The sequence below is a fragment of the Streptacidiphilus albus JL83 genome, from assembly GCF_000744705.1.
GTDB classification, from domain to species: domain Bacteria; phylum Actinomycetota; class Actinomycetes; order Streptomycetales; family Streptomycetaceae; genus Streptacidiphilus; species Streptacidiphilus albus.
This window is the reverse complement of record NZ_JQML01000001.1, coordinates 9,210,961-9,233,487: the sequence shown is the minus strand read 5'-3', so window position 1 is coordinate 9,233,487 and position 22,527 is coordinate 9,210,961. Positions and strand designations below refer to the sequence as shown.

Here is a 22,527-nt window from a genome sequence, read left to right as displayed (position 1 = left end):
GGAGCACAGGCGTGGCAATCCAGAAGAGCCGTCCCCTGGCCCTCGGCCTGGGCGTCGCGGCCTGCGCGCTGCTCCTGTGCGCTGTCCTCGTCCCGGCATGCCGGCCGACCCTGATCATCGCGTCGGTGATGTGCAGCGTCGTCTCGGTGGCCCTGCGCCCAGTGGGCCCCGCGCAGAGCAAGAAGCGCACGCTCGTGTCCGCCCTGACTGCGGTCGCTGTGGTCGCGGCCGTGTGCTACCTGCTGTTCGCCGGGTAGCACCCACATCTCCGGCAGCCTTCGCGGCGGCGCCACGGCCGGGCATCCCCGTGCAGGCTGCGTCAAGGACCACCGCTACGGTCTGGGCTCTGCCCGACGGCCCGCCTTCCAGCAACAGGCCGCATCGTCAGCACGATGAGCGCGACGGATCCTCCGCTCGCGCGACTGCGGCCCGGGTGGCGGCAGCCGCGCGAGCGGAGGATCCGCCAAGGGAGCCGTCGAGGGTTTCCTCCGCTGAGTACGACCAGCGACGTCAGCCGGGGCTGTGCCCGCCGACAGTGCTCCGGCGGCTCCCGCGGCCGATACCGGCCCGCGAACGCCCGCACCGCGGTCTGCGGGGCCGGTGATCGTCCGGTGGCGTTCGGCCCGTCAGCCGCGGTCGTGGAGAGTGACCTGGTAGCCGTCGGGGTCGGCGAAGGTGAACGTCCGGCCGAAGGGGCCGTCGATCGGTGCGGAGACGATGGTGTGGCCGTTGGCCACGAGCGCATCGTGAATGGCCTGGACGTCCGTGGCGTGGAGCCAGATCGCGGCACCGATGCCGGGCTGGGCCACGGAGGCGAGATCGGTGCCGGGAACGATGTCGCGGAGTGCGAACGCGATCGGCTTCGTCTCGAAGACGACGGCGTGCGGAGGTCCGGCCTGCGAGCGGACGAGGCCGAGGTACTGCTCGTAGAACGCCTGCGAAGCGTCGAGGTCGCGTACCTGGAGCGAGATGAAGTCGGGGCCGGTGGCGGGCATGGTGCTACTCCTTCGCTTCGTGTCAGATTCCTGACACAGACCAATGTATGTCAGAATGCTGACATGAGTCAAAACGGTGTCGGCGTCGATCTGGACAAATCGCTGGGCTACCTGCTGAAGGAGGCTTCGAGCGCCCTGCGCGCAGCCATGGAGGAGGTGCTGCGGCCGCTCGGGATGAGCGTGACGCACTACTCCTGCCTCGAACTGCTGGCCCAACGGCCGGGCCTGTCGAACTCCGAGCTCGCGCGTGGCGCGTTCGTGACCCGGCAGTCGATGAACGTGCTGCTCCAGGCCCTGGAACGGGAGGGCTACGTGACCAGACCTGCGGAGGCGCCCGTCGGGAAGGTTCTTCCCGCGCGACTCACGCCCCGCGGCCGACAGAGGCTCGAAAAGGCGACCGTGGCGGTCCGGTCCGTCGAGGACAGAATGCTGGCCGGCCTGTCCGAGGCCGAGCAGTCAGGCGCGTTCCGGACCCTGCAAAGCATGATCCGTTCCCTGCGCGACGGCGGCGACGGCAGCGACGGCAGCGACGGCAGCTGAACCGTTCCCCGGTGCTCGGCTCACCGTGCCGGGGCAGGAGTGCGGCCGAGACGCGGTGTCGCTCCGGCCAGGTGGATCCCGAAGAACTCGGTGAGCTTCGAGACCGCGGGGCCGACATACTGCTCCCTGTCGTAGAGGTCGACGTGGCTGGCTCCGTCGATCCAGTGCAGCTCCTTGGGGCTGCGGGCGTTCTGGAACGCCTCCACGGCCATCCAGGAGGTCACCGCTTCGCGTCCGACGATCATCAGCAGCGGGCGGGGCGCGATCAGGTCGACGAAGCGGAAGGCGTCGAAGCCGACCATGCGGTCGACGCTGGACCAGGTGAGGAACTCCGCCGAGCGCGGGTGCCGGGCCCGGTCGGTGCGGTAGTACTCGAAGCCCTCGAAGCCGTGCTCGCCGCCCAGGGCGCGGGCCTGCTCGGCGGTGTCGGGGAAGAGCTGGAAGCTCTGCACTCCCTCGCCGCGGGCTTCGGCGGTACGCGCGGCCGCGGCCGCGTCGAGCATGCCCTGGATGACGGCGGGGTCCTGTGCGCCGTCGGCGCCCAGGCGGAACTGGCGGGCGATGTCGACGGCGCTGACGGTGCCGACGGCCTTGATCCGGTGGTCGGTGGCGGCGGCGGGAAGCACGTACCCGCCGGAGGCGCAGATGCCCAGCGCCCCGACAGCGTCGGGGTCGACGTCCTCGCGGGTGGCGAGGAACGAGACCGCCGCCTTGATGTCCTCCACCCGGTGGGCCGGGTCCTCCAGGCCGCGCGGGGCGCCCTCGCTCTCGCCCTGGTAGGCGGCGTCGAACGCCAGGGCGACAAAGCCCTGCTCGGCCAGGCGGCACGCGTAGAGGCCGGCGGTCTGCTCCTTCACGCCGCTGCCGGGATGCCCCACCACGATCGCGGGGCGCGGACCGGCGGCGTCGTCGTCGGGGGTGTGGAGGTGGCCGGCGAGCTTCAGGCCGGCGCTGGGAAAGGTGACGTCCGTCTTCATGGTGGTGCTCTCCGGTCACACGGGAGACGGGCTCGCCCCGGGGGCGGGACGGTGGTGGAGGTGACCGCGTCGAGTGCCCCGGTCACCTCCACCACCGTCACGCCCCGGACTCTGCCGCCCGTGCAAGGGCGAGGCTAGGCCTCCAGCGCCTTCGCGGCGTCGCGGATGACGTCGAGGACGAAGTCGGGGTGCGACAGCATGGGCACGTGGCTGCTGTCCACGCTGTAGGTCTTCGCGCCCATCCGCTCGGCGACGGCCCGCTCCAGCTCCGGGTTCACGGTGCGGTCGTCGTTCGCGACGATGTACCAGCTCGGCTTCGTGCGCCAGGCGGTACCGGGGACCTGCTGGGCGAACAGGTCGGCGACCGGCACCGCGCCCGTCGCCAGGACCAACTGCTGCTCGGCCGCGGGCAGATCGCCGCAGAAGTAGCCGATGCCCGACTCAAGCAGCCAGAGGCGGCCGTCGACGACATCGAGGTGCTTGAAGACGGGCGTGCCGGGGAACTTCTCCTGCTGGCTCTGAGAGGTCTCGTCCTCGTCCGGCGCGAGCGCGGCGATGTAGACCAGGGCGCCCACACGGTCGTGCACGCCCGCCTTGGTGATCAGCGTCCCGCCGTAGGAGTGGCCGACGAGCACGACGGGACCGGGTACGTGGTTGATGGCCCGGGTGACGCACGCGACGTCGCCTTCGAGCGAGTCCAGGCCGTGCTGCGAGCTGTAGACCTGGTGGCCCTCGGCCTGCAGCGTGGGGATGAGCTTGCTGAAGCACGACCCGTCGGCCCAGAGTCCGTGCGCGAAAACGATACTGGCCTTGCCTGCCATGACGTCCTCCTGGTAGCTGTCAAACCATGACGCCACACTACGCCGAGCTTCCGACAAGATACTCTTCGTGATGGTTCCTTCGGGCCCCGACCAAGGCCGTCGGGCCGCTCGCGAGCGGGCTCGCGCTCAGGACGCGGCCGAGGGCGGTCTGCGCGGTCGATCCCGAGCTCGGCCCGACCAGGACGGACCCGGTGTCGAGCACGACGTCGCCGCCCTCAATGGTGGCCGCCTCCGACTGGGCAGCCCTCGGCATCGTGGCCGCCAAGACGGTCGGCGCGCCGGTCGGTCGAACACGTACTCCGTCCGAAATTCGGCCCGCAGGCCGATTGGCGACCGGATCCGGGGTAGGCGATGTCACGAAGCAAGATCGCACACGACCCCGAGGAGTCACCATGAGCAGCGAGAACAAGGCCGCCAACGCCGCCGAGAAGATCAAGGGCAAGGCCAAGGAGGCTGCAGGCAAGGCGACCGGCAACGAGCGCCTCCAGGCGGAGGGCAAGGCCGACCAGGTCAAGGGCGACGCCAAGCAGGCGGTCGAGAAGGCCAAGGACGCCCTCACGGACTGACGTCCGGGCGTCGGCGGGCCGGCTCCGCGGTCGGGTCCGGTGGGGCTGATGATCGGCGCGGGGGCGCGACAGCGCCGAGGCCGAAGCGATCCTGCGGGCCGGCATGCTGCAGGACCCGCCTGCGCCATCGGCGCGCTGCGCCCCCGGTCATCAGACCGGCACCGACAGCGAAGCCGGTGCCGTTCGCCGCTCCCGCCGATATGCCCCGGGCGGCGCGCCGAAGTGCCGCTTGAAGGCCTTCGCGAACGCGAACTCCGAGGTGTAGCCGGTGCTCTCGGCCACGGCGCCCAACGAGTCGACCGTCTCGCGCAGCATCCGCGCCGCGACGGCCATCCGCCACGTCGTCAGGTAGCTGAGCGGCGGCTCGCCGACCACCGTGGCGAACCGCCGGGCGAACGCGGCGCGTGACAGCCCGGCCCGGCTCCCCAGCGATTCGACGGTCCACGGATGCGCCGGGTCGTCATGGATCGCTTTCAGCGCCGGGGCGATCAACGGGTCGTTCAGTGCCGAGGCCCAGCCCTGCGTCCGACCCCTGGGCAACTCGGCGTACCAGGACCGCAGGATGTAGAGCAGCAGCAGATCGACGAGGGCCGTGACCACTGAGTCCGAACCCGGCTGAGGCTGGTGGAGCTCGGCGCAGAGCTGGTCGACCGCCGAGCGCAGCACCGGGTGGCGACCGGGATTGGCCGGGAGGTGGATGACCTCCGGGAGCTCGCCGAGCAGCGGATGCGGCCGGTCGATGTCGAGGTGGTAGGCCCCGCACACCAGCACGCTGCGAGCGCCCTCGCCCTCGACGGCGAAGCGCCCGATCGGCGAGGAGGTGTCGACCCGGTCGGGTTCGAAGGCGACCAGTTCGCTGGTGACCGCGTCACAGATGGCGTGATCGGTGCCGCGCCGGAGGAACACGACGTCGCCGGGGCCCAGGGCGATCGGATCGCCGCCGACCGGCAGGAGAAAACAGTGCCCTTCGACGACGACGTGGAACCCGGCTCCCGAGATGGGCTCGAAGCGCACACCCCACGGCGCCTGCGCGTCGGTTCGGACGACGGACGGGCGCCCGGTGCGCAGGGCCGCGAGCGTGTCGCTGAGAATGTCCATTCGCTCAGGATAGCGTGCCGATATCGAGACGATCGGACAAAGAATCAAGACTTCTGGCCATTCAGTGTCTCTGCTGCAACACATAGCGTCCTCTCCATGAACAACACAGCGGACACCCAGCGCATCGTCGTCATAGGTGGTACTTCCGGCATCGGATTCGCCGTTGCCCGGGCCGCAGCGACCCAGGGCTCGAACGTGGTCGTCGCCTCCAGCAGCCAGGAGCGGGTCGACCTGGCGGTGAAGAAGCTCGGCGGCTCGGCCGAAGGCATCCGGCTGGACGTCGCCGACGAGGCGGCACTCGCCGCCTTCTTCGACCGGATCGGCGAGTTCGACCACCTCGTCTACACCGCGGGCGAGTCCCTGCTGCTGAAGCCGCTCGCCGACCTCACCGGCGAGGAGTCCCGAGCCTTCTTCGAGCGCCGCTTCTGGAGTGCCCTGCTCGCCGCGAAGTACGCGACGCCGAAGCTCCGCCCCGGCGGCTCGATCACGTTCACCTCCGGCGCCTTCGCCACCCGGCCCGTCCCCGGAGCCTCGCTGGCCGCGACCGTCACAGCTGCCGTCGAGGGTCTGACCCGGGCCCTGGCCCTGGAACTCGCCCCGCTGCGGGTCAACGCGGTCCGCCTCGGCGCGATCCGCACCGAGCTCTGGGACAGCACCGTGTCCGAGCCGGAGGCCTTCCTCCAAGCGCAGGGCAGCGGTCTTCCCGTGCAGCGCGTCGGCAGCCCCGAGGAGGCGGCAACGGCCTACCTCTACCTCCTGGGCAACGGCTACGCGACCGGCACGGTGCTCACCCTCGACGGCGGAGCCGCACTGGCCTGACCGCGGACTGCTCCCGAGCCCCGGAGGAACAGCCCGGCCGCCGTCGGCAGTTGACGCCGCGTACGCGCGCCCCTCCCCCCTTGCCGCTGAAGGTCCAACTGCTCGGCTGGGCGTTCGGGGGCAGGCCGAACCCGACTGACACCCGCCCGCCGGTGCGGCAGGATGGCTGCCTGCCGCACCGACAAGCGAAGGGCACACGGTATGCCGCACCTTGCACCGCGACCCGCTCCCGGACCCGGACCCGGACCCGGACCCGCCGAGAGGCTCACCGCCGAGATGGTGCAGGACATCGCCCTAGCGGTGACACCGGCCATCTCACCCGACGGTCGCCTGGTCGCCCACGTGGTGATCTCGGCAGGCGACGAGGACGGGCATCCGCACGGCACCCTCTGGGTCGCCACCACGGACGGCAGCACAGCCCCGCGCCGGCTGACCGACGGCACCGCCGACGACCTCGCTCCGAAATGGGCGCCCGACTCGGCCGCTCTCCTCTTCACCTCCGAGCGCCGGCAGCGGGGCACCGCCCAGCTCCGGAGAGTGCTCCTGGACGACGGCGAGGACGTCGCCGAGGTCCAGACCCTGACCAGTTGGCGCGGGGGAATCTCCGACCACTACCCGCTCGCCGACGGCCGCACGGTCGCCGTCCTCGCCGAGGACGAACCCACCGCGGAGGACGAACGCCGGGAGGCCGAGCGCGACGACGCCAAGGTCTGGGGCCAGCACCTCCCCGTCACCCGGTTGCGCCTGCTCGACCTGGGGACCGGCGTGCTCCGCACCGTGGAGGGCCTAGGGAACCGCCATGTCGTGGAGTTGACCCAGCGTCCGGACGGCGGCCCGCTGGCAGTGCTGAGCTGGTCCACCCCGGAACTCGACCCGGGTGTCCTGAACGCGGAGTTGCCCCTGGTCGACCCGCACACGGCAGCGGTCCAGGACCTGGGCCCGATCGGGGTCGAGGCCGAGTCCCCGGTCTGGTGGAACCACGACGGTGAGTGGCACCTGGCCCATCTGGCAGTCACCCCGCCGAACCTCATCGGCGGGCTCGCCGTGCTGGACACCGTCCCGCCGGTGACCGGTCCGGCGATCCAGCACCGCAACCTGACCCTCGGCATGCCCGTCAGCCCGACCGAGCTGGTGCAGGTGGCCGACGGGCCGCCGCTGGCGCTGTTCGCCGACGGACTGGACACCGCGCTGTACCGGCTCGATCCGCAGTCCCGGCGATTCCACCAGCTGTCCTCGGCCCCCGGCGAGCTCACCGGGCTGAGTGCGAGCCGCTCCGGCGAAACGTACGCCGTGCTGTGGAGCACTGCCTACGAGCCCGGGAACGTCCATGCGGGACCCGTCGGCGGGCCGCTGATCCGGCTCAGCGACACCAGTCCGCAACTGCGCGGGATCCGCTGGGGAGTCCAGCAGCGCCTCGGCTACCAGGCCTCCGACGGAATCCCGTTGGACGGGCTGCTGATCCTCCCGGCCGGCCGCACGCGGGAGGAGGGGCCCTTTCCGCTCGTCACCATGGTCCACGGCGGTCCCTACTACCGCTACGCCGACGCCTTCGCCCTGAACGCGGTCGACTGCGGGCAGTGGTTGGCAGCCGGCGGATACGCGGTGTTCCTGCCCAACCCCCGGGGCGGATCGGGCCACGGCCATGAGTTCGCCGCCATGGTGGCGGGCGCGGTGGGCGGCGACGAGTGGACCGACATCCTCGCCGGAATCGACCTGCTGGTCGCCGATGGGGTCGCCGACCCCGAACGCCTGGGCATCTCCGGGTGGAGCCACGGCGGCTTCATGGCGGCCTGGGCAGTCAGCCGGACCGACCGGTTCAAGGCCGCCGTGATGGGCGCCGGCATCAGCGACTGGGGCATGCAGGCCGGCACCGGCGACTGGGGCGCCCTGGACGCGGCGCTCGGCGGCAGCACCGGCTGGGACGGGCCGGGACCGCACATCCACGACCGGAACAGCCCGATCTCCCATGCGGCCAGGATCCGCACCCCGATCCTGATCCTGCACGGGGAGGAGGACACCAACGTCCCGCTCGGCCAGGCCGTCCACTTCCATCGCGCACTGCGCCGCTTCGGCGTCGAGCACGAGCTCGTCGTCTACCCCCGCGAAGGCCACGGCCCCATGGAGCGCAACCACCAACTGGATGTCCTGCGCCGCATCCGGGGCTGGTACGACCGCTGGCTCCGGGGCGCGACCTGAGGCTGCTCCGGGTCGGCCCCGGCAGTCCTGCGCGTGGCACCCGGGGAGGCCGACGGCCTCCCCGGGTGCCACGCTGCTCCGAACCGCGGTCCCGGCTCCGAGGAACTAGGCCAGGACGATGAAGTACCCGTCGTACCCGTCGCAGGTGACGTCGCCGGTGCTGGTCCTGGTGATGACGTAGCCCGAGGGGATGGGCGAGTTGCCGCACACGGTGATGCCGCTGGCCACCGGTGTCCGGATGTAGTAGCCCTGGTAGCCGTCACAGGTGACGTCGCCGGTGCTGACCGCCGTGATCACGTAGCCCGAGGGGATGGGCGAGTTGCCACAGACCGTGACGCCGCCGGCCGCCGGTGTCCGGATGTAGTAGCCCTGGTAGCCGTCACAGGTGACGTCGCCGGTGCTGACTCCCGTGATCACGTAGCCCGAGGGGATGGGCGAGTTGCCACAGACCGTCATACCGCCGGCCACCGGCGTCTGGATGGTGTACTGCGCGTAGCCGGAGCAGGACGGGGACCCGGTGCTGATCCCGGTGATCACGTAGCCGGAGGGGATCGGCGAGTTGGCACAGATGGACAGCGTCGTCGCCGGGCGGACAGTCGTGGGGGTGGCGGCCTGCGCGGTCGCCGCAGCCACGGTGAGTGCGGTGACGGTGGCGACGAGAGCCACCAGGAGCCTGGCGAGCCATGGACTGACGTTCTTCATACGGACGGCTCCTTCGGTATGCGGACGCATAGGTGCAGCTGGCACGGTGGATTGAAGATGCTCATTCACACCGGCTGAATGCTTGCACAGCAATGCCCACAGCGAACAGGCGCAACGTCAGTTCTTGCTGGCCACAAGAAAGTTGTCCCAAAAGGCAGTGTTGACACCCGCTGCCTCGTGGCAGACCCCTCAGGCTGCCGGGGTGAGGGCGTCGCGGCTCGGGGCGAGGAGTCGGCGGGCCTGCTCCACCGCGAGGGCAGGCTCACGAGTGCCGGTCGAGACGCAGAGGGTGTAGTGGAGATCCTCGCGGCGGCGCTCGATGTCCGCACCGCGAGCGTCGCCCAGTGCTTCGAGTTCGGCGAGGAGGCGGCGAAGTGCGGCGGGGTTGTACAGAGGCATGGAAAGCTCCGTCAGGTCGTTGCTGGCACGGTGCGGAACCGCTGCAGGCCGACGCTGGACCACAGCACGGGGAATCCGCCGACATGCTTCAGCACATGGGGAGTTGACCCGTCATCACCTCGTCGGGACGAGGTGGACTGTTGACTCAATGATAGGCGGCCGCCGGCCGCACAACTGCCTTCGGCACGCGAGACGTTCGCCACAGATCGACTCCCGACCGACCGACGGGGCACCGTCGCCGAGGAGTGCGGCGGCCTTCGCCCGGGGCTGCCTCGCCTCCGGCCCGGGCCCGGACACGCCGACTGCGCCGTGCCGTGGGATTCGGTCCCCTTCGTGATCGAATGGACGGGACTCGGGCGCCGATGCCACTGCACACACAGGAGGATCCCGTGCGTCTTTCGGTCCGCTCCCGCTCCCGTGCCCTTGCCGCGGCCGGCCTGCCCCTCGTCGTGGCCGGTGCGGTTCTCTGCGGCCAGTGGGGCAGCGCTCCAGGTCGGGCGGACCCCGGCCCGGCGCTGCCGCTCCTGGGAAAGACCGTCGTGCTCGATCCCGGCCACAACCCGGGCAACCCCTCGCACCTGGTCGAGACCCACCGACTGGTCGACATCGGCAACGGCCGCAGGGCCTGCAACACCGCCGGCACCGCCACCGCGGCCGGCTACACCGAGGCCGACTACAACCTCGATGTGGCCAGGCGGGCACGGGTGATCCTGCGCGCCGAGGGCGCGACGGTGGTCCTCACCCAGGACGGCGACCGGCCCTGGGGGCCCTGTGTCACCGAGCGCGCGGCCATCGCCAACCGCGCCCACGCGGACGCGGCCGTCGCCATCCACGCCGACGGCGCCCCCGCACCGGACTACGGCTTCCATGTGATCGTGCCCGCCGTGGTCGTGGCCGGTGCGGCGGACACCCGAGCCATTGTGGGACCCTCACGCCAACTCGGTCTCGCGCTGAGGGCCGCGTTCGGCTCCGTGACCGGGGAGGCCCACGCGACCTATCTCGGCCACGGCACCGGGCTGGTCGTCCGCAGCGACCTCGGTGGTCTGAACCTGTCGCGAGTGCCCGCCGTCTTCATCGAGTGCGGCAACATGCTCAACCCGACCGAAGCCCGCCAGATGACCACCGGGGCCTGGCGCGAACTGGCCGCGACCGGGATCGCCGCGGGCGTGACGTCCTACCTGCTGCACCCGGACGGCTGAACGCGCAGGCAACGATGCGTCTCCGCCCACCGGGTGACGCCCCTTCGTACGGGGCACCCGAGCGGCGGACGGGGGCGGAGTCATCCCGAGCAGCGGAGTCACCCCGGGCAGCGGGTGCGGTCCGGGGTCCGGGGCGGGTAGGCCGCGCCGGCCGGCCCCGGTGCCGCGCCGGCCGGCCTCGGCAGGACGGGGCCGAGGGCCGGTCGCTGCCAGTGGTCGGCGACCAGTCGGCTGATCCCGCCGATCCGGTCCGCCCACACGCTGCTGGCGCTGAACAGGATGTTGCCGCCGATCTGCGGCAACCGGGCGTTGAGGGTCAGCTGCCGGGACAGTTCCGCCGGGTCCCCCCAGGCGGCCGGTTGGCGCGGGGCGCCGACGCGGTAGGCGGCCTGGCCGATCCACAGCTGGGTACCGGTGCCGCTGGTCTGGGCGGCCCACCACCGGGCCAGGGTGGCGTAGTCCGCAGCGGGTGCGCCGATGGCCCAGTACAGCTGTGGGGCGATGTAGTCGAGCCAGCCGTTGCGGACCCAGGCACGGGTGTCGGCGTACTGCCCGTCGTAGGACTGGAAGGCCTCGGTCCTCGAACCGGCCGGGTCGCTGCCGGCGTTGCGCCACACGCCGAACGGGCTGACGCCGAAGGCCGCTTCCGGACGCGCTGCCCGGACCAGGTCGCGCATCTCGCGGATCAACAGGTCGACATTGTGCCGCCGCCAGGCCGCCCGGTCGGTGAATCCGGCGCCGTGGGCGGCGAACGCCTCGTCGTCGGGGAAGTCCTGGCCCGGTACGGGGTAGGGGTAGAAGTAGTCGTCGAAGTGGACACCGTCGAGGTCGTAGCGCAGGACCGCGTCCATCATCGCCTGCTGGACGAACCGGCGTGCTTCCGGGACACCGGGGTTGTAGCAGATCTGTCCGGCGTAGCTGACGGCCCAGTGCGGATGGCGGCGCGCGGGGTGGTCCGCCACCAGCAGGGCGGGGTCGGGCTGGATCGACACCCGGTAGGGGTTGAACCAGGCGTGGAAGGCCAGATCCCGTTCATGGGCGGCCCGGACCATGAACGCCAGTGGGTCCCATCCGGGGTCCCGGCCCTGGGTGCCGGTCAGCCACTGCGACCACGGCTCGAAGGCCGAGGGCCAGAAGGCGTCGGCCGTGGGGCGGATCTGCACGAACACCGCATTCAGACCGAGCGCCCGCGCGCGGTCCAGGTGGGCGAGGAAATCGGCCCGCAACCGCTCGGCGGGCAGCCCCGGTCGGGCCGGCCAGTCCATGTTGCGGACCGATGCGATCCACACGCCGCGCAGCTCGTGTCCCGGGCAGCCGGTGCCACCGCTGCGGGAATCCCCGACGGGCGGCCGCCGGTGATCCCCCTGCGCCTGGTTCCGTGCCCGGGGCCGGGCCGGCGCCACCGGCCGGGCGGTGCCGGTCAGCGCGGCGGAGCCCAGCACCGCGAGGCCGGACAGGAGGGTCCGTCGCCGGGTGTGCGAACCCGACCGGGCAGGGGCGCCGGGGAGTGTCGGACCGCTTTCCGGTCCGGGCTCGGCTGCGGGGCCGTCGCCCCGGGTGCTGGAGGTCATGGAGCCCAGGATGTCGGCCGCGGCGCCCGCCGGGGTGCGCCGCGCCGGGCGGCAGCTGCGGCCATTCGGGTGGCTCGGTCGGCAGGGTCACCCGGAGGGCACCCACACGGCCGGGCCGGCCGGGCCCTCCCGTCCTGCCCGGTCGACCGCAGTGACGGTGTACCAGGAGCCGGGGGTGTCGGGCGGCAGCGGTTAGCGGTCGACGGTGAGGGCGGGCAACAGGGCGGTCAGCCGGGCCGGATCGGGTGACGGCAGCGGCCCGGGGTCCTCGGCGTAGCGGTAGACGGCGTACTGGAACGGCCCGCCGCGTCCGGTCGGATCCGCGGGCGTGATCCGCAGCGAGCGCCGATCGGCCGCGGGGTGCAGGGCGGGCGAACCGGGTGGGACGCCGTGGGCGAGGCGGGGCAGGAGGGGGCTCAGCACCGGGCGGCGCCAGTGGTCGGCGGCCAGTCTCCTGATGGCGCCGATCCGGTCGACGCGGACGCTTCGGGCGCTGAAGAAGAGGTCACCGCCGATGGCCGGCAGGGTGGCGTCGAGGGCGAGATGGCGGGAGAGCTCGGCCGGGTCCTGCCAGGCCGCCGGGCGGTCGGGGGCGCCGGGGCGGGACGCGGACTGGCCGATCCACAGCTGGGTGTCGGTGCCGGCGGTCTGCTCGGCCCACCAGGGGGCCAGGACCGCGTAGTCGGAGTTGGCCAGGCCGATGTACCAGTAGAGCTGCGGCGCGATGTAGTCGACCCAGCCGTTGCGGACCCAGGCGCGGGAGTCGCTGAACTGGGCGTCGTAGGACTGCAGCGCCATGGTGGCGGACCCGGCCGGGTCGCTGGTGCGGTTGCGCCAGACGCCGAACGGGCTGATGCCGTAGGCCGCCTCCGGGCGCGCGGCGCGCACCAGGTCGCGCAACTGCTGGACCATCAGGTCGACATTGTCACGACGCCAGGCGGCGCGGTCGGTGAACCCGCGCCCGTGGGCGGCGAAAGCCGCGTCGTCGGGGAACTCCGTACCGGCGTGGCTCGGGTAGGGGTAGAAGTAGTCGTCGATGTGGACACCGTCGATGTCGTAGCGCTGGACGGCGTCCATGACGGCCTGCTGGACGAAGGCGCGGACCTCGGGGATCCCGGGGTTGTAGTAGATCTCGCCGTTGTAGACGACGGCCCAGTCCCGGTTGCGGCGGGCGGGGTGGCTGGGGAGCAGCTTGGCGAGATGCGGCTGGATGGCCACCCGGAACGGGTTGAACCAGGCGTGGAACGCCAGGCCGCGTTCGTGCGCCGCGCCGACCATGAACTCCAGCGGATCCCAGCCCGGATCCTTGCCCTGAGTACCCGTCAGCCACTGCGACCACGGCTCGAAGGGCGAGGGCCACAGGGCATCGGCGGTCGGGCGGACCTGCACGAACACCGCGTTGAAGCCGACCGCCCGGGCCTCGTCGAGCAGCGTGGTGAAGTCTGCCCGGAGCCGCTCCGCGCTCAGCCCGCGGTGCCTGGGCCAGTCGATGTTGTCCAGGCTCGTGATCCAGAGGCCCCGCATCTGTCGCTTGCCGACACCACCGGCCGCGTGGTGCTGCCCGACGGCCCGGGCGGTGCCCGCGGCCGCAGCAGCGGGGTGCGAGCCGGCGGCCACGGTGATCGCCGCCCCCAGCAGGCCCAGGACCGCTCGGCGGCCGGGGCGGCAGGGCGGAGGCGGCTCCACCTGGCTGCTCCTCTCACGTGCGGCTGGTCAAGAGCGGCTGGTCCTTGCCCCGCTCCTGATGGGGAGGGCGCTGCGGGGTCCCGGGCAGCGGTGGCGCGGGCAGGGTCTCCACCTGCAGCTCGGCCAGCTCGAACTGACGGTCGGCGTCCGGCAGGGGTGGCGGGTCCCGTCTGCCCTGCCGGAACTGGAAGGCGGAGGTCAGATCCCCGAAGGTGTCCCTGCGCCAGTCGGTGATGTTGGTCTCGGGGACGCCGGTGAACCGCTCCAGGAACTGCAGCACCGAGGTGTGGTCGAAGGCCTCGGAGGCGACCCAGCCGCCCACCGTCCAGGGCGAGACGATGATGCACGGCACCCGGAATCCCGCGCCGACCGGCAGGCCGTCGACAGCTTCGCCATCAGTTCCCGGGCCGGGCACCGGCGGTGGAACATGGTCGAACAGGCCGTCGTTCTCGTCGTAGTTGAGGATGAAGACGGTCTTCGCCCAGACCTCCGGGTTGGCAGCAATCGCGTTGATCTTCGAGGCGACGAAGAGCGCGCCGGCGGCGGGCAGGGCGGCGGGGTGCTCCGACTGCCATCCCCTGGGCAGGATCCAGGACACCGCGGGGAGCCGGTCGTTGCGCACGTCGTCCTCGAACGTGCCGCCCGGCTCCGCCCTGAGGCCCTTGTCGTGGAGCGGATCGCCGGGCTCGGCGCGCTGGAAGCCCGCGAAGTGGGACAGCACGTCGAAGCCGTGCGGAGGTTTCCTGGTAGACCTTCCAGCTCACCCCGGCCGCCTCCAGCCGCTCGGGGTACGTGGTCCAGGTCAGCGGCTGCCTCGGCGGTGCTCCGATGACCGGGCCGCCGTTGGTCGCCGCTGCGTCGATGGTTCCCGTCATCCAGTAGAGCCGGTTCGGGATCGTGGGGCCCAGCACCGATGAGAAGTAGTTGTCGCAGATGGTGAAGGTCTCGGCGAGGGCGTAGTGGAAGGGGATGTCCTGGCGGGTGTAGTAGCCCATGGCGTAGGGGCCGTTGGCGCCGTCGGCAGCCCGGTGCGCAGCCAGCCACTGGTCCATCCGCCCCCGGTTCCAGGCCTGGTGCTGGACCTCCCAGGCATGGCTCATGGACGGCAGTGCCTGGGCCCGGCTGGTGCGCGTGTCCAGGTGGAACGGCAGCACGTATCCGTCCGGGTGGACCCGGTCGGGCTGGTGGAAGACCGACCGACCGGTGTCCAGGCAGATCGCCTCCGGGTCGTCGAAGCCGCGTACCCCGGGCAGTGTGCCGAAATAGTGGTCGAAGGACCGGTTCTCCTGCATCAGCAGGACCACGTGCTCCACATCGCGGATCGAACCGCAGCTGGGCGCTCCGGCGGCCACCGCGCGCTGGACGCCGGGCGGAAGCAGTGCCGTGGCCGCAGCCGCGCCCACGGTCCCGAGCAACCTGCGCCGCGTCGTCGCGGACATACGCCTTTCCTTCACATACCCCCGATGACGACCCTGCGGGCCACCCCGCACACCGGCAAGGTACCCCCTGACCTGGGCAGGGCCGGCGGAGGCGCGCCGGACGGCGGCACGGGCCAGGAAGCACCCCGGTCCCGCGTCGGAGTCCGGTTCAGACCTGGTAACGGCCGGGGGCGAACAGGCGCAGGTTGTCCCGCACCCAGTCGGAGGTCCGGCGCAGCCCTTCGGCGAGGCCGACCTCCGGCGTCCAGCCGGCCAGCTCGCGGGCCCGGCTGTTGTCGGAGAGCAGCCGCTGCACCTCGCTGCCGACGGGGCGCAGCCGCGAGGGGTCGACGACCACCTCGGCGTCCACGCCGGTGGCGGTGACCAGCGCCCGGGCGAGGTCGCCGACGGAGACCTCGGTGCCGGTGCCCAGGTTGATCACCTCGCCGAGGGTGCGGTCCGCTCGGGCGGCCGCCAGGAAGCCTTCGGCGGTGTCGGTGACGAAGGTGAAGTCACGCGTCGGGGTGAGCGAGCCGAGTTTGATCTGCCGGGCGCCGGAGTGCAGTTGGGCGAGGATGGTGGGGATCACGGCGCGGGCGGACTGCCGGGGGCCGTAGGTGTTGAAGGGCCTGACCACGGTCACCGGCAGCTCGAACGCGTGGTGGTACGACAGCGCCATCATGTCCGCGCCGATCTTCGAGGCGGAGTACGGCGACTGCGGCTGCAGCGGGTGCTGCTCGGTGATCGGCGCGGTGATCGCCGTCCCGTAGACCTCGCTGGTGGAGGTGTGGACGAGCCGTGCGCCGTGCCGCACACAGGCGGCGGCCACGTTCTGAGTGCCCGTCACATTGGTCTGCACATAGGCCTCGGGGGCCTGGTAGCTGTACGGGATGCCGATCAGGGCGGCCAGGTGGAACACCGTGTCGCAGTCGGCCACCACGTCGTGGACGCGTCCGGCGTCGCGGACGTCGCCCGCCGCCATCTCGACCTGCCCGCCGCCGAGGTAGCCGGCCAGGAACCCCTTCTCGGCATAGGGCTTGTAGTGGACCAGCGCGCGGACCTCCGCGCCCCGCGCCACCAGCAGGTCGACCAGGGTGCTGCCGATGAAGCCCTCCGCACCGGTGACCAGCACCCGGCGCCCACTCCAGTCCTGCCGGCCCTGTCGGATGTCACTCATGCTGCCAACTCCTCTGTCTCCGTGGTTGTGCTGACGCTTCGTCCGGCCACCTGCAGGACGCGCCTGGCCAGCAGTTCGGCCGCCCGGGCGTGGGTGCCGGGCTCGGCGGCCCTCCCCATCGCCCCGAGCCGCAGCGGGTCGCCCAGCAGCGGCTCGATCAGGTCGGCCAGGCTGTCGGCGGTGGTCCCGGCATCGGGCAGCAGCAGCGCCGCCCCCGCGTCGGAGAGCACCCGCGCGTTGTGGGTCTGGTGGTCGCCGGGCGCGTGCGGATAGGGCACCAGTACGGCCGGGACCCCCAGGGTCGCCAGCTCGGCGACGGTGGCGGAGCCCGCCCGGCAGACCACCAGGTCGGCGGCGGCGTAGGCGAGGTCCATCCGGTCCAGGTACGGGACCGCGGTGGCGACCCGGCCACCGCCGCCGGACGCCAGCCGGGCGCGGGCGCCGTCCAGGGCGGCCGGACCGGTCTTGACCAGCAGCCGGACATCCTCGCGTCCGCTCCAGCGCTCGGCCAGGCCGAGCGCCGCCCCGGTGAGCCGCGCCGCTCCCAGGCTGCCGCCGTTGACCAGCACCAGCCGGACGCCCGGTGCGATCCCCAGGGCCCTCCGTGCCCCGACCCGCAGCGCGGCCCGGTCCATTCCGGCGAGCGCGCCCATCAGCGGCATCCCCACGGTCTCGGCCGCCGAGGCCCGGGGCAGGTGCTCACGGGTGCGGTCGAAGGCCAGGCAGACATGGGGGGTGAGCCGTGCGGCGAAGCGGTTGGCCCGGCCGGGCACGGCATTGGACTCGTGGACGACGCTGGGCAGCCGGGCGAGCCGGGCGCCGAGGATCACCGGGGCGCTGGGGTAGCCGCCCATGCCCACCGCGACCTGTGCGCCCTGGCGGCGCAGCAGCTCACGGACCTGCAGCCCGGAGCGCAGCAGATCGGCCGGGAGCAGGAAGCGGCGCAGCCCTAGCGCCGGGTCGAAGGGGATCATGTCGACGGTGTGCAGCCGGTAGCCGGCTTCGGGGATCAGCCGGGTCTCCAGGCCGCGTTCGGTCCCCACGAAGGAGATCACCGCTCTCGGTTCGAGTCGGCGCAGTGCCTCGGCCAGGGCCAGACCCGGGTAGATGTGCCCGCCGGTGCCCCCGGCCCCGATCACCACCGAGAGCCCCCGGGGCCCTTCCTGCCTGTCGTGTTCCGCTGCTGTCTGCATGTCGGCCAGCGTGGCGAACCCCCCTAAGAACGTTCTAAGACGGACATTTGCCACGATGGACCCATGCCAACAGCTACTCGCGTCCTCGTGGTGGACGACGACCCGGAGGTGAGCGCCGCCCTCGCCGACGGCCTCACCGTCGAGGGCTACGCCGTGCGCACCGCCGCCGACGGGCTCGCCGCCCTGGCCGAGGTCGGCGGCTGGCAGCCCGACGCCCTGGTGCTGGACGTGATGATGCCCACCCTGGACGGCCTCGCGGTCTGCCGTCGGCTGCGCGACCTGGGCGACCGGGTGCCCATCCTGGTGCTCACCGCCCGCGACTCGGTCACCGACCGGGTGGAAGGGCTGGACGCCGGGGCCGACGACTACCTGACGAAGCCCTTCGCCCTGGACGAGCTGCTGGCGCGGTTGCGCGCCCTGCTGCGCCGCTCGGCGCCGGCCGAGCCGGACGCCCTGCTGTCCCTCGGCGACCTGCGCTTCGACCCGGCGACCAGGACCGGCGACCGCTCCGGCCGCCGACTGGAGTTCACCCGCACCGAGGCGGCGCTGCTCGAACTGCTGCTGCGCCACCCGGACCAGGTGCTGCCCAGGGAGCTGATCCTGGAGCGGGTGTGGAGCGGCGACTTCGGCCCCGACTCCAACTCGCTCGCCGTCTACATCGGCTACCTGCGGCGGAAGCTGGAGGCCGGCGGCGAGCCCCGGATCCTGCACACCAGCCATGGCGTGGGCTACCGACTGAGCAGCGCGTGACTCCCCCCGCGACCCGGTTCGGCGTCGGCCGGTTCGGCCGGTTCGCCCGCCGCACCCTGCGCACCCGGCTCGCCCTGGCCTGCACCCTCGCCGTCACCCTGGTCGCCATCGGCGTCACCGCCGCGGCCTTCGTCGTCGTCCGGCACGAGCTGGGGCACCAGTTGGACCTGCAGCTGGGCCAGCAGGCCACAGTGGTGCAGCAGTTGAACCACGGCTCGGCTCCGGGCACGGTGTCCGGCGAATGCGTCTACCTGGCCGCCCCCGCCTGCTCGCAGATCGTCCCGGCCGACCGGTCCGACGATCCCTCGGCCCCCTACCTGCTCCCGGTGACCGACGCCACCCGCGCGGTCGCAGCCGGTGAGCGCAACGGCTACTACAGCAACATCAGCGTCGACGGCCATCCGGCCCGGATACTCACCACCTCCTTCGGCGAGGGCAAGGCGGTCCAGGTCGCCGTCCGCTCCGACACCGTGCAGCAGGGCGTCACCCAGGCGGCGGAGCTGATGTCCGTCATCGGCGCGCTGGGCGTACTGCTGGCGGCGGTCCTCGGCTACGCGGTCTCCCGGACCGGCCTGCGCCCGGTCGCCCGGCTCACCGCGACCGCCGAGCGCATCGCCGCCACCCGCGACCCGAAGCAGCGGGTCCGGCTCCCCGCGTCCGCGCAGCACCGCGAGGACGAGATCACCCGCCTGGCCACCAGCTTCAACACCATGCTCGGCGAGCTGGAGCAGTCGGTGACGGCCCGCCGCCGGCTGGTCGCCGACGCCTCCCACGAACTGCGGACCCCGCTGACGGCGCTGCGCACCAACGCCGAACTGCTGGCCCGCGCCGACCGGCTGACCCCGGAACAGCTCATCCGCGCGTCCACCGCCCTGCAGCGCCAGATCCGCGAGATCACCTCACTGGTGAACGATCTGATCGAGCTGGCCCGTGAGGAGGAACCCGCCCCGCTGCTGGAGACGGTCCGGCTCGACCTGCTGGCCCGGCAGTGCCTGGACTCGGCCCGGCACCACTGGCCCGCCATCACCTTCACCGCCGAGCTGGCGCCGGACTGCGCGGTCGAGGGAGTCCCGGCGCGGCTGTCCCGGCTGCTGGCCAACCTGCTGGACAACGCGGCCAAGTTCAGCCCGCCCGGCGGCCCGGTGGAGCTGTCCCTGGTCCGCCGGGACGGGACGGCCCCGCCCTTGCTGGAGCTGACCATCCGCGACCACGGCCCCGGCATCGCGCCCGAGGACCTGCCCCATGTCTTCGACCGTTTCTACCGCGCCACCACGGCCCGGGCCCTTCCCGGATCGGGGCTGGGCCTGGCCATGGCCCAGCAGATCGCCCAGGCCCACCACGCCACGCTCACCGCCGAGGCGGCCGCCGGCGGCGGCGCCCGCTTCTGCCTGCGGATCGGCGCGGTACAGCTGCGTGCGGATCGGTAGTCCGCCTTCCGAGGGCACAGGCGTCGAGGCTCGCTCGCGGCTTCGCCGGAGCCCCGTCCCGGCCGGCGATCTAGCATGAAAGGCGGAGGTCCTTCTCCGGGGGTCCTGCTCCGGACCCGCGCCGCAGCGGCAGGAGGCCGGCATGGCGTTCGACACGACTGGTTTCGAGCAGGCCGACAGCGGCCGCTACCCACCGATCGCCGAGCACGGCCTGATCGGCGATCTTCGGACGACCGCCCTGGTCGGCACGGACGGCACCATCGACTGGTACTGCTGTCCGCGCTTCGACTCACCCAGCGTGTTCGGGGCCATCCTCGACGCCGACAAGGGCGGCTCCTTCGAGTTGGCCGCCGAGGTCCCGACGCGCACCCGGCAGTTCTACTTCCCCGACACCAACGTGCTGATCACGCGGTTCTTCGCGGCGGACGGAGTGGCCGAGATCCAGGACTTCATGCCGGTGGTCGACGAGTCGCGCGAGGCAGCCCGGCACCGGCTGATCCGGCGGGTGGTCTGCGTCCGCGGAACGCTCCCGTTCAGGGCGCGGGTCGCCCCCCGCTTCGGCTACGGAGCCGAGGCGCACACCACGCGCCTCGAAGGCGATGCGGCGGTGTTCCGCTCCCCGTCGCTGACCCTGGCGCTGACCTCCACCGCCCCCCTGGAGAGCGACGGCCTGGACGTGTGGTCGCACTTCAAGCTCGTCGAGGGCGAGTCCAACGTGTTCGCCCTCGACCGGATCGACGACGACGTCCCGACCCGGTCGTGCCTGCGCGCCGAGGCTCAGGAGCAGGCCGAGGCGACCGTCCGGTTCTGGCGCCACTGGCTGGCCGGATCGCAGTACCACGGGCGCTGGCGGGAGATGGTGCACCGCTCCGCGCTGGTGCTGAAGCTGCTCACCTACGCGCCGACCGGGGCGATCGTGGCCGCACCGACCACCAGCCTGCCGGAGCAGATCGGCGGCGAGCGCAACTGGGACTACCGGTACGTCTGGGTCCGAGACGCCGCCTTCTGCGTCTACGCCATGATGCGCCTGGGCTTCACCTCGGAGGCCGAGGCGTTCATGGGCTTCCTCTGCGAGCGCGGCCTCAGCTGCGGCACCGGTGCGACCAGCCCGTTGCAGATCATGTACGGGATCGACGGCCGCAGGGACCTGCCCGAGTACGAGCTGCCGCACCTGGAGGGCTACCTCGGCTCGGCTCCGGTCCGGGTCGGCAACGCCGCCACCGGCCAGCTCCAGCTGGACATCTACGGAGCGCTGATCGACTCGATCTACCTCTACGACAAGTGGGGGAAACCGATCAGCAGCGCCCGCTGGGACGAGGTCGGCGCGATGGCGGACTGGGTCTGCGGCCACTGGGACCAGCCCGACGAGGGAATCTGGGAGACCCGCGCGGGCCGCAGGGACCTCGTCTACTCGCGGCTGATGTGCTGGGTGGCACTGGAGCGGGCGATGCGGATGGCGAACCGCCGCGGCCTGCCGGCCGACCTGCCCCGCTGGCGGCAGTCCCGTGACGCGATCTACCGGCAGATCATGAGCCGCGGCTGGTCGGCCGAGCGGGGCGCCTTCGTCCAGGCCCTGGACGGCGACGTCCTGGACGCCTCGCTGCTGATGATGCCGATGGCCAAGTTCATCTCGCCCACCGACCCCAAGTGGCTCTCCACCCTGGACGCCCTCACCGCGGACCTGGTCTCCGACTCGCTGGTCTACCGCTACGACCCGACCGCCGGCTCCGACGGCCTGCACGGACCGGAGGGAACCTTCTCGATCTGCTCCTTCTGGTACGTCGAGGCGCTGGCCCGCGCGGGCCGGCTGGAGGAGGCCCGGCTCGCCTTCGAGAAGATGCTCACCTACGCGAACCACCTCGGTCTGTTCGCCGAGGAGATCGGCCCGACCGGCGAGCAGCTCGGCAACTTCCCGCAGGCCTTCACCCACCTCTCGCTGATCAGCGCCGCCTTCAACCTCGACCGGGCACTCGGCTGAGGCGGGGTGCGCGGCAACGATCGTTGCCGCGCACCCCGTTCAGCGGATCAGCAGGCGTTCAGCCACGTGGTGGTGAAGTTCTCGTTGTTGGCGAGGCTGGAGGTCGAGTCGCAGAGCGTGCTGCCGTTCTCGATCTCCATCTGCTCGATGGTGTAGGGGGAGCCGGTGTAGGAACCGACGGCCTTGCCGTCCACCGTGAACGAGGTGAAGGGGTCCGTGCCGAACTTGGTCAGGTTGTTGGCCGCCATCTCCATCACGGCCTCGGCCGAGGAGTCGTCGGCCGAGAGCGACTTGGTGACGGAGTTGGTCCAGCCCTGAGTGAGGTCCTTCAGCACCAGGGTGTACTTGGTGCCCGAGGTGTGGGTCACGGTGCCGGTGAACTCGTCACCGGGCTTGACCGTCTTGTTGATGATGATCACGTTCGCCGGGTACATCTCGTACCAGGCGTAGTAGTCGGGCGTGGATCCGTCGCAGTCACCGGAGCTTCCGGTCTGTTCCACGGTGCTGGAGCTGAAGCCGTCGATACCGACCCACGGGGACATGTCCGTCTCGCCGTCACCGCTGGTGCAGGTGATCGCGTTCTGCACCCAACTCGCCGTCGCCGTGGTGAAGGTGCTGCCCGTGACCGCGTACCCGGACCAGTTGTTCGAGTAGTTGATGACGCGGCCGTCGACGGCGCTGGGGTGGGTTCCCGGGGCCGGCTCGAACAGGCCGCCGGGCGAGAACGCGCGGGACTTCGCTGTCGGCGCAGCAGCATGGTGCGTCGTGCCGGCCGTCGTCGCCGGCCCGGCGAGCGCCAGCGAACCCAGCGCCAGCCCCGCCACAGCTATAGACCATTGCCTGACCATATGTGAGGGCTCCTTTGCAAGATGGGCAGCCGGGGCCACACCGCACAACGCTCGGCCTCGGCGTACCAGGGCAGGGGAACCCTACAGCCATTCGAGGCTTCTTGACTGCACACCGACAAGGAAAATTACCCGTTCCCGAAGATCTGGAAAGCTGCCGGCCCGACGCC

Annotated in this window: 19 protein-coding genes and 2 pseudogenes; 9 read left to right on the top strand and 12 right to left on the bottom strand. The window is 71.8% G+C overall.

The genetic code is table 11. The features are described from left to right. The first annotated feature begins 11 nt into the window (after positions 1–11). Positions 12–257: a hypothetical protein gene (locus BS75_RS40015; RefSeq protein ID WP_034091719.1), complete on the top strand. Its 246-nt coding sequence runs from the start codon at positions 12–14 to the stop codon at positions 255–257. Between the two features lie 369 nt (positions 258–626). Here BS75_RS40015 and BS75_RS40010 read toward each other — a convergent pair whose 3' ends face one another. After that, positions 627–995: a VOC family protein gene (locus BS75_RS40010; protein WP_034091718.1), complete on the bottom strand. Its 369-nt coding sequence runs from the start codon at positions 993–995 to the stop codon at positions 627–629. Between the two features lie 63 nt (positions 996–1,058). Here BS75_RS40010 and BS75_RS40005 point away from each other — a divergent pair, with 63 nt between their 5' ends. After that, entirely contained in the window at positions 1,059–1,535 is a 477-nt protein-coding gene (locus tag BS75_RS40005) for a MarR family winged helix-turn-helix transcriptional regulator (protein WP_034091717.1), read from the top strand. 20 nt (positions 1,536–1,555) lie between these two features. On the opposite strand, the gene BS75_RS40000 is transcribed toward BS75_RS40005, so the two are convergent. After that, a complete protein-coding gene (locus BS75_RS40000; protein WP_042439237.1) occupies positions 1,556–2,512 on the bottom strand; it encodes an alpha/beta hydrolase in 957 nt (318 codons plus the stop codon). A 134-nt stretch (positions 2,513–2,646) separates the two neighbouring features. Further along, the gene (locus tag BS75_RS39995) at positions 2,647–3,333 is read right to left on the bottom strand and encodes an alpha/beta fold hydrolase (protein WP_034091716.1); all 687 of its coding nucleotides are present in this window, start codon (positions 3,331–3,333) and stop codon (positions 2,647–2,649) included. A 392-nt stretch (positions 3,334–3,725) separates the two neighbouring features. On the opposite strand from BS75_RS39995, the gene BS75_RS45730 reads away from it, so the two are divergent. Next, complete coding sequence (locus BS75_RS45730) at positions 3,726–3,899, top strand: CsbD family protein (protein WP_063771537.1); 174 nt, start codon at positions 3,726–3,728, stop codon at positions 3,897–3,899. A gap of 150 nt (positions 3,900–4,049) precedes the next feature. Here the strand turns inward: BS75_RS45730 and BS75_RS39985 are convergent, their stop codons facing one another. Further along, a complete protein-coding gene (locus BS75_RS39985; protein WP_034091714.1) occupies positions 4,050–4,997 on the bottom strand; it encodes an AraC family transcriptional regulator in 948 nt (315 codons plus the stop codon). A gap of 96 nt (positions 4,998–5,093) precedes the next feature. Between BS75_RS39985 and BS75_RS39980 the strand changes: the two genes are divergently transcribed. Next, complete coding sequence (locus BS75_RS39980) at positions 5,094–5,816, top strand: SDR family oxidoreductase (protein ID WP_034091713.1); 723 nt, start codon at positions 5,094–5,096, stop codon at positions 5,814–5,816. A 276-nt stretch (positions 5,817–6,092) separates the two neighbouring features. After that, entirely contained in the window at positions 6,093–8,012 is a 1,920-nt protein-coding gene (locus tag BS75_RS39975; protein ID WP_034091712.1) for a S9 family peptidase, read from the top strand. A 105-nt stretch (positions 8,013–8,117) separates the two neighbouring features. Here BS75_RS39975 and BS75_RS39970 read toward each other — a convergent pair whose 3' ends face one another. Both BS75_RS39970 and BS75_RS39965 read right to left on the bottom strand, forming a co-directional pair. Further along, entirely contained in the window at positions 8,118–8,714 is a 597-nt protein-coding gene (locus BS75_RS39970) for a hypothetical protein (protein WP_052070341.1), read from the bottom strand. A 189-nt stretch (positions 8,715–8,903) separates the two neighbouring features. Next, on the bottom strand, positions 8,904–9,113 hold the full coding sequence (locus tag BS75_RS39965) for a DUF5133 domain-containing protein (RefSeq protein WP_034091711.1): 210 nt from the start codon (positions 9,111–9,113) through the stop codon (positions 8,904–8,906). A 389-nt stretch (positions 9,114–9,502) separates the two neighbouring features. On the opposite strand from BS75_RS39965, the gene BS75_RS39960 reads away from it, so the two are divergent. Further along, entirely contained in the window at positions 9,503–10,312 is an 810-nt protein-coding gene (locus BS75_RS39960; RefSeq protein ID WP_052070339.1) for an N-acetylmuramoyl-L-alanine amidase, read from the top strand. Between the two features lie 98 nt (positions 10,313–10,410). Here BS75_RS39960 and BS75_RS39955 read toward each other — a convergent pair whose 3' ends face one another. The 5 genes and pseudogenes from BS75_RS39955 to BS75_RS39930 all read right to left on the bottom strand — a co-directional run bounded on the left by BS75_RS39955 (position 10,411) and on the right by BS75_RS39930 (position 17,357). Then, the gene (locus tag BS75_RS39955; protein ID WP_063776591.1) at positions 10,411–11,883 is read right to left on the bottom strand and encodes a glycoside hydrolase family 10 protein; all 1,473 of its coding nucleotides are present in this window, start codon (positions 11,881–11,883) and stop codon (positions 10,411–10,413) included. A 432-nt stretch (positions 11,884–12,315) separates the two neighbouring features. Continuing rightward, positions 12,316–13,527, bottom strand: a pseudogene (locus tag BS75_RS39945) (glycoside hydrolase family 10 protein); the annotation flags it as partial. 55 nt (positions 13,528–13,582) lie between these two features. Next, positions 13,583–15,008 (bottom strand): annotated as a pseudogene (locus BS75_RS43730) (alkaline phosphatase family protein). A 148-nt stretch (positions 15,009–15,156) separates the two neighbouring features. Beyond that, positions 15,157–16,164, bottom strand: coding sequence for an SDR family NAD(P)-dependent oxidoreductase (locus BS75_RS39935; protein WP_034091709.1), 1,008 nt, complete (start codon positions 16,162–16,164; stop codon positions 15,157–15,159). Beyond that, a complete protein-coding gene (locus BS75_RS39930; RefSeq protein ID WP_042439231.1) occupies positions 16,161–17,357 on the bottom strand; it encodes a UDP-N-acetylglucosamine--N-acetylmuramyl-(pentapeptide) pyrophosphoryl-undecaprenol N-acetylglucosamine transferase in 1,197 nt (398 codons plus the stop codon). The genes BS75_RS39935 and BS75_RS39930 overlap by 4 nt, the downstream gene beginning before the upstream one ends. Positions 17,358–17,420: 63 nt before the next feature. Here BS75_RS39930 and BS75_RS39925 point away from each other — a divergent pair, with 63 nt between their 5' ends. The 3 genes from BS75_RS39925 to BS75_RS39915 all read left to right on the top strand — a co-directional run bounded on the left by BS75_RS39925 (position 17,421) and on the right by BS75_RS39915 (position 21,512). Then, entirely contained in the window at positions 17,421–18,107 is a 687-nt protein-coding gene (locus BS75_RS39925) for a response regulator transcription factor (protein WP_034091707.1), read from the top strand. After that, complete coding sequence (locus BS75_RS39920) at positions 18,104–19,534, top strand: sensor histidine kinase (protein ID WP_231608039.1); 1,431 nt, start codon at positions 18,104–18,106, stop codon at positions 19,532–19,534. Before BS75_RS39925 ends, BS75_RS39920 begins: the two co-directional genes overlap by 4 nt. A 142-nt stretch (positions 19,535–19,676) precedes the next feature. Continuing rightward, positions 19,677–21,512: a glycoside hydrolase family 15 protein gene (locus tag BS75_RS39915; RefSeq protein WP_042439228.1), complete on the top strand. Its 1,836-nt coding sequence runs from the start codon at positions 19,677–19,679 to the stop codon at positions 21,510–21,512. A gap of 47 nt (positions 21,513–21,559) precedes the next feature. Here the strand turns inward: BS75_RS39915 and BS75_RS39910 are convergent, their stop codons facing one another. Further along, positions 21,560–22,336 (bottom strand): G1 family glutamic endopeptidase, encoded by a 777-nt coding sequence (locus BS75_RS39910; protein ID WP_052070337.1) that lies wholly within the window; start codon positions 22,334–22,336, stop codon positions 21,560–21,562. Positions 22,337–22,527 lie beyond the last annotated feature (191 nt).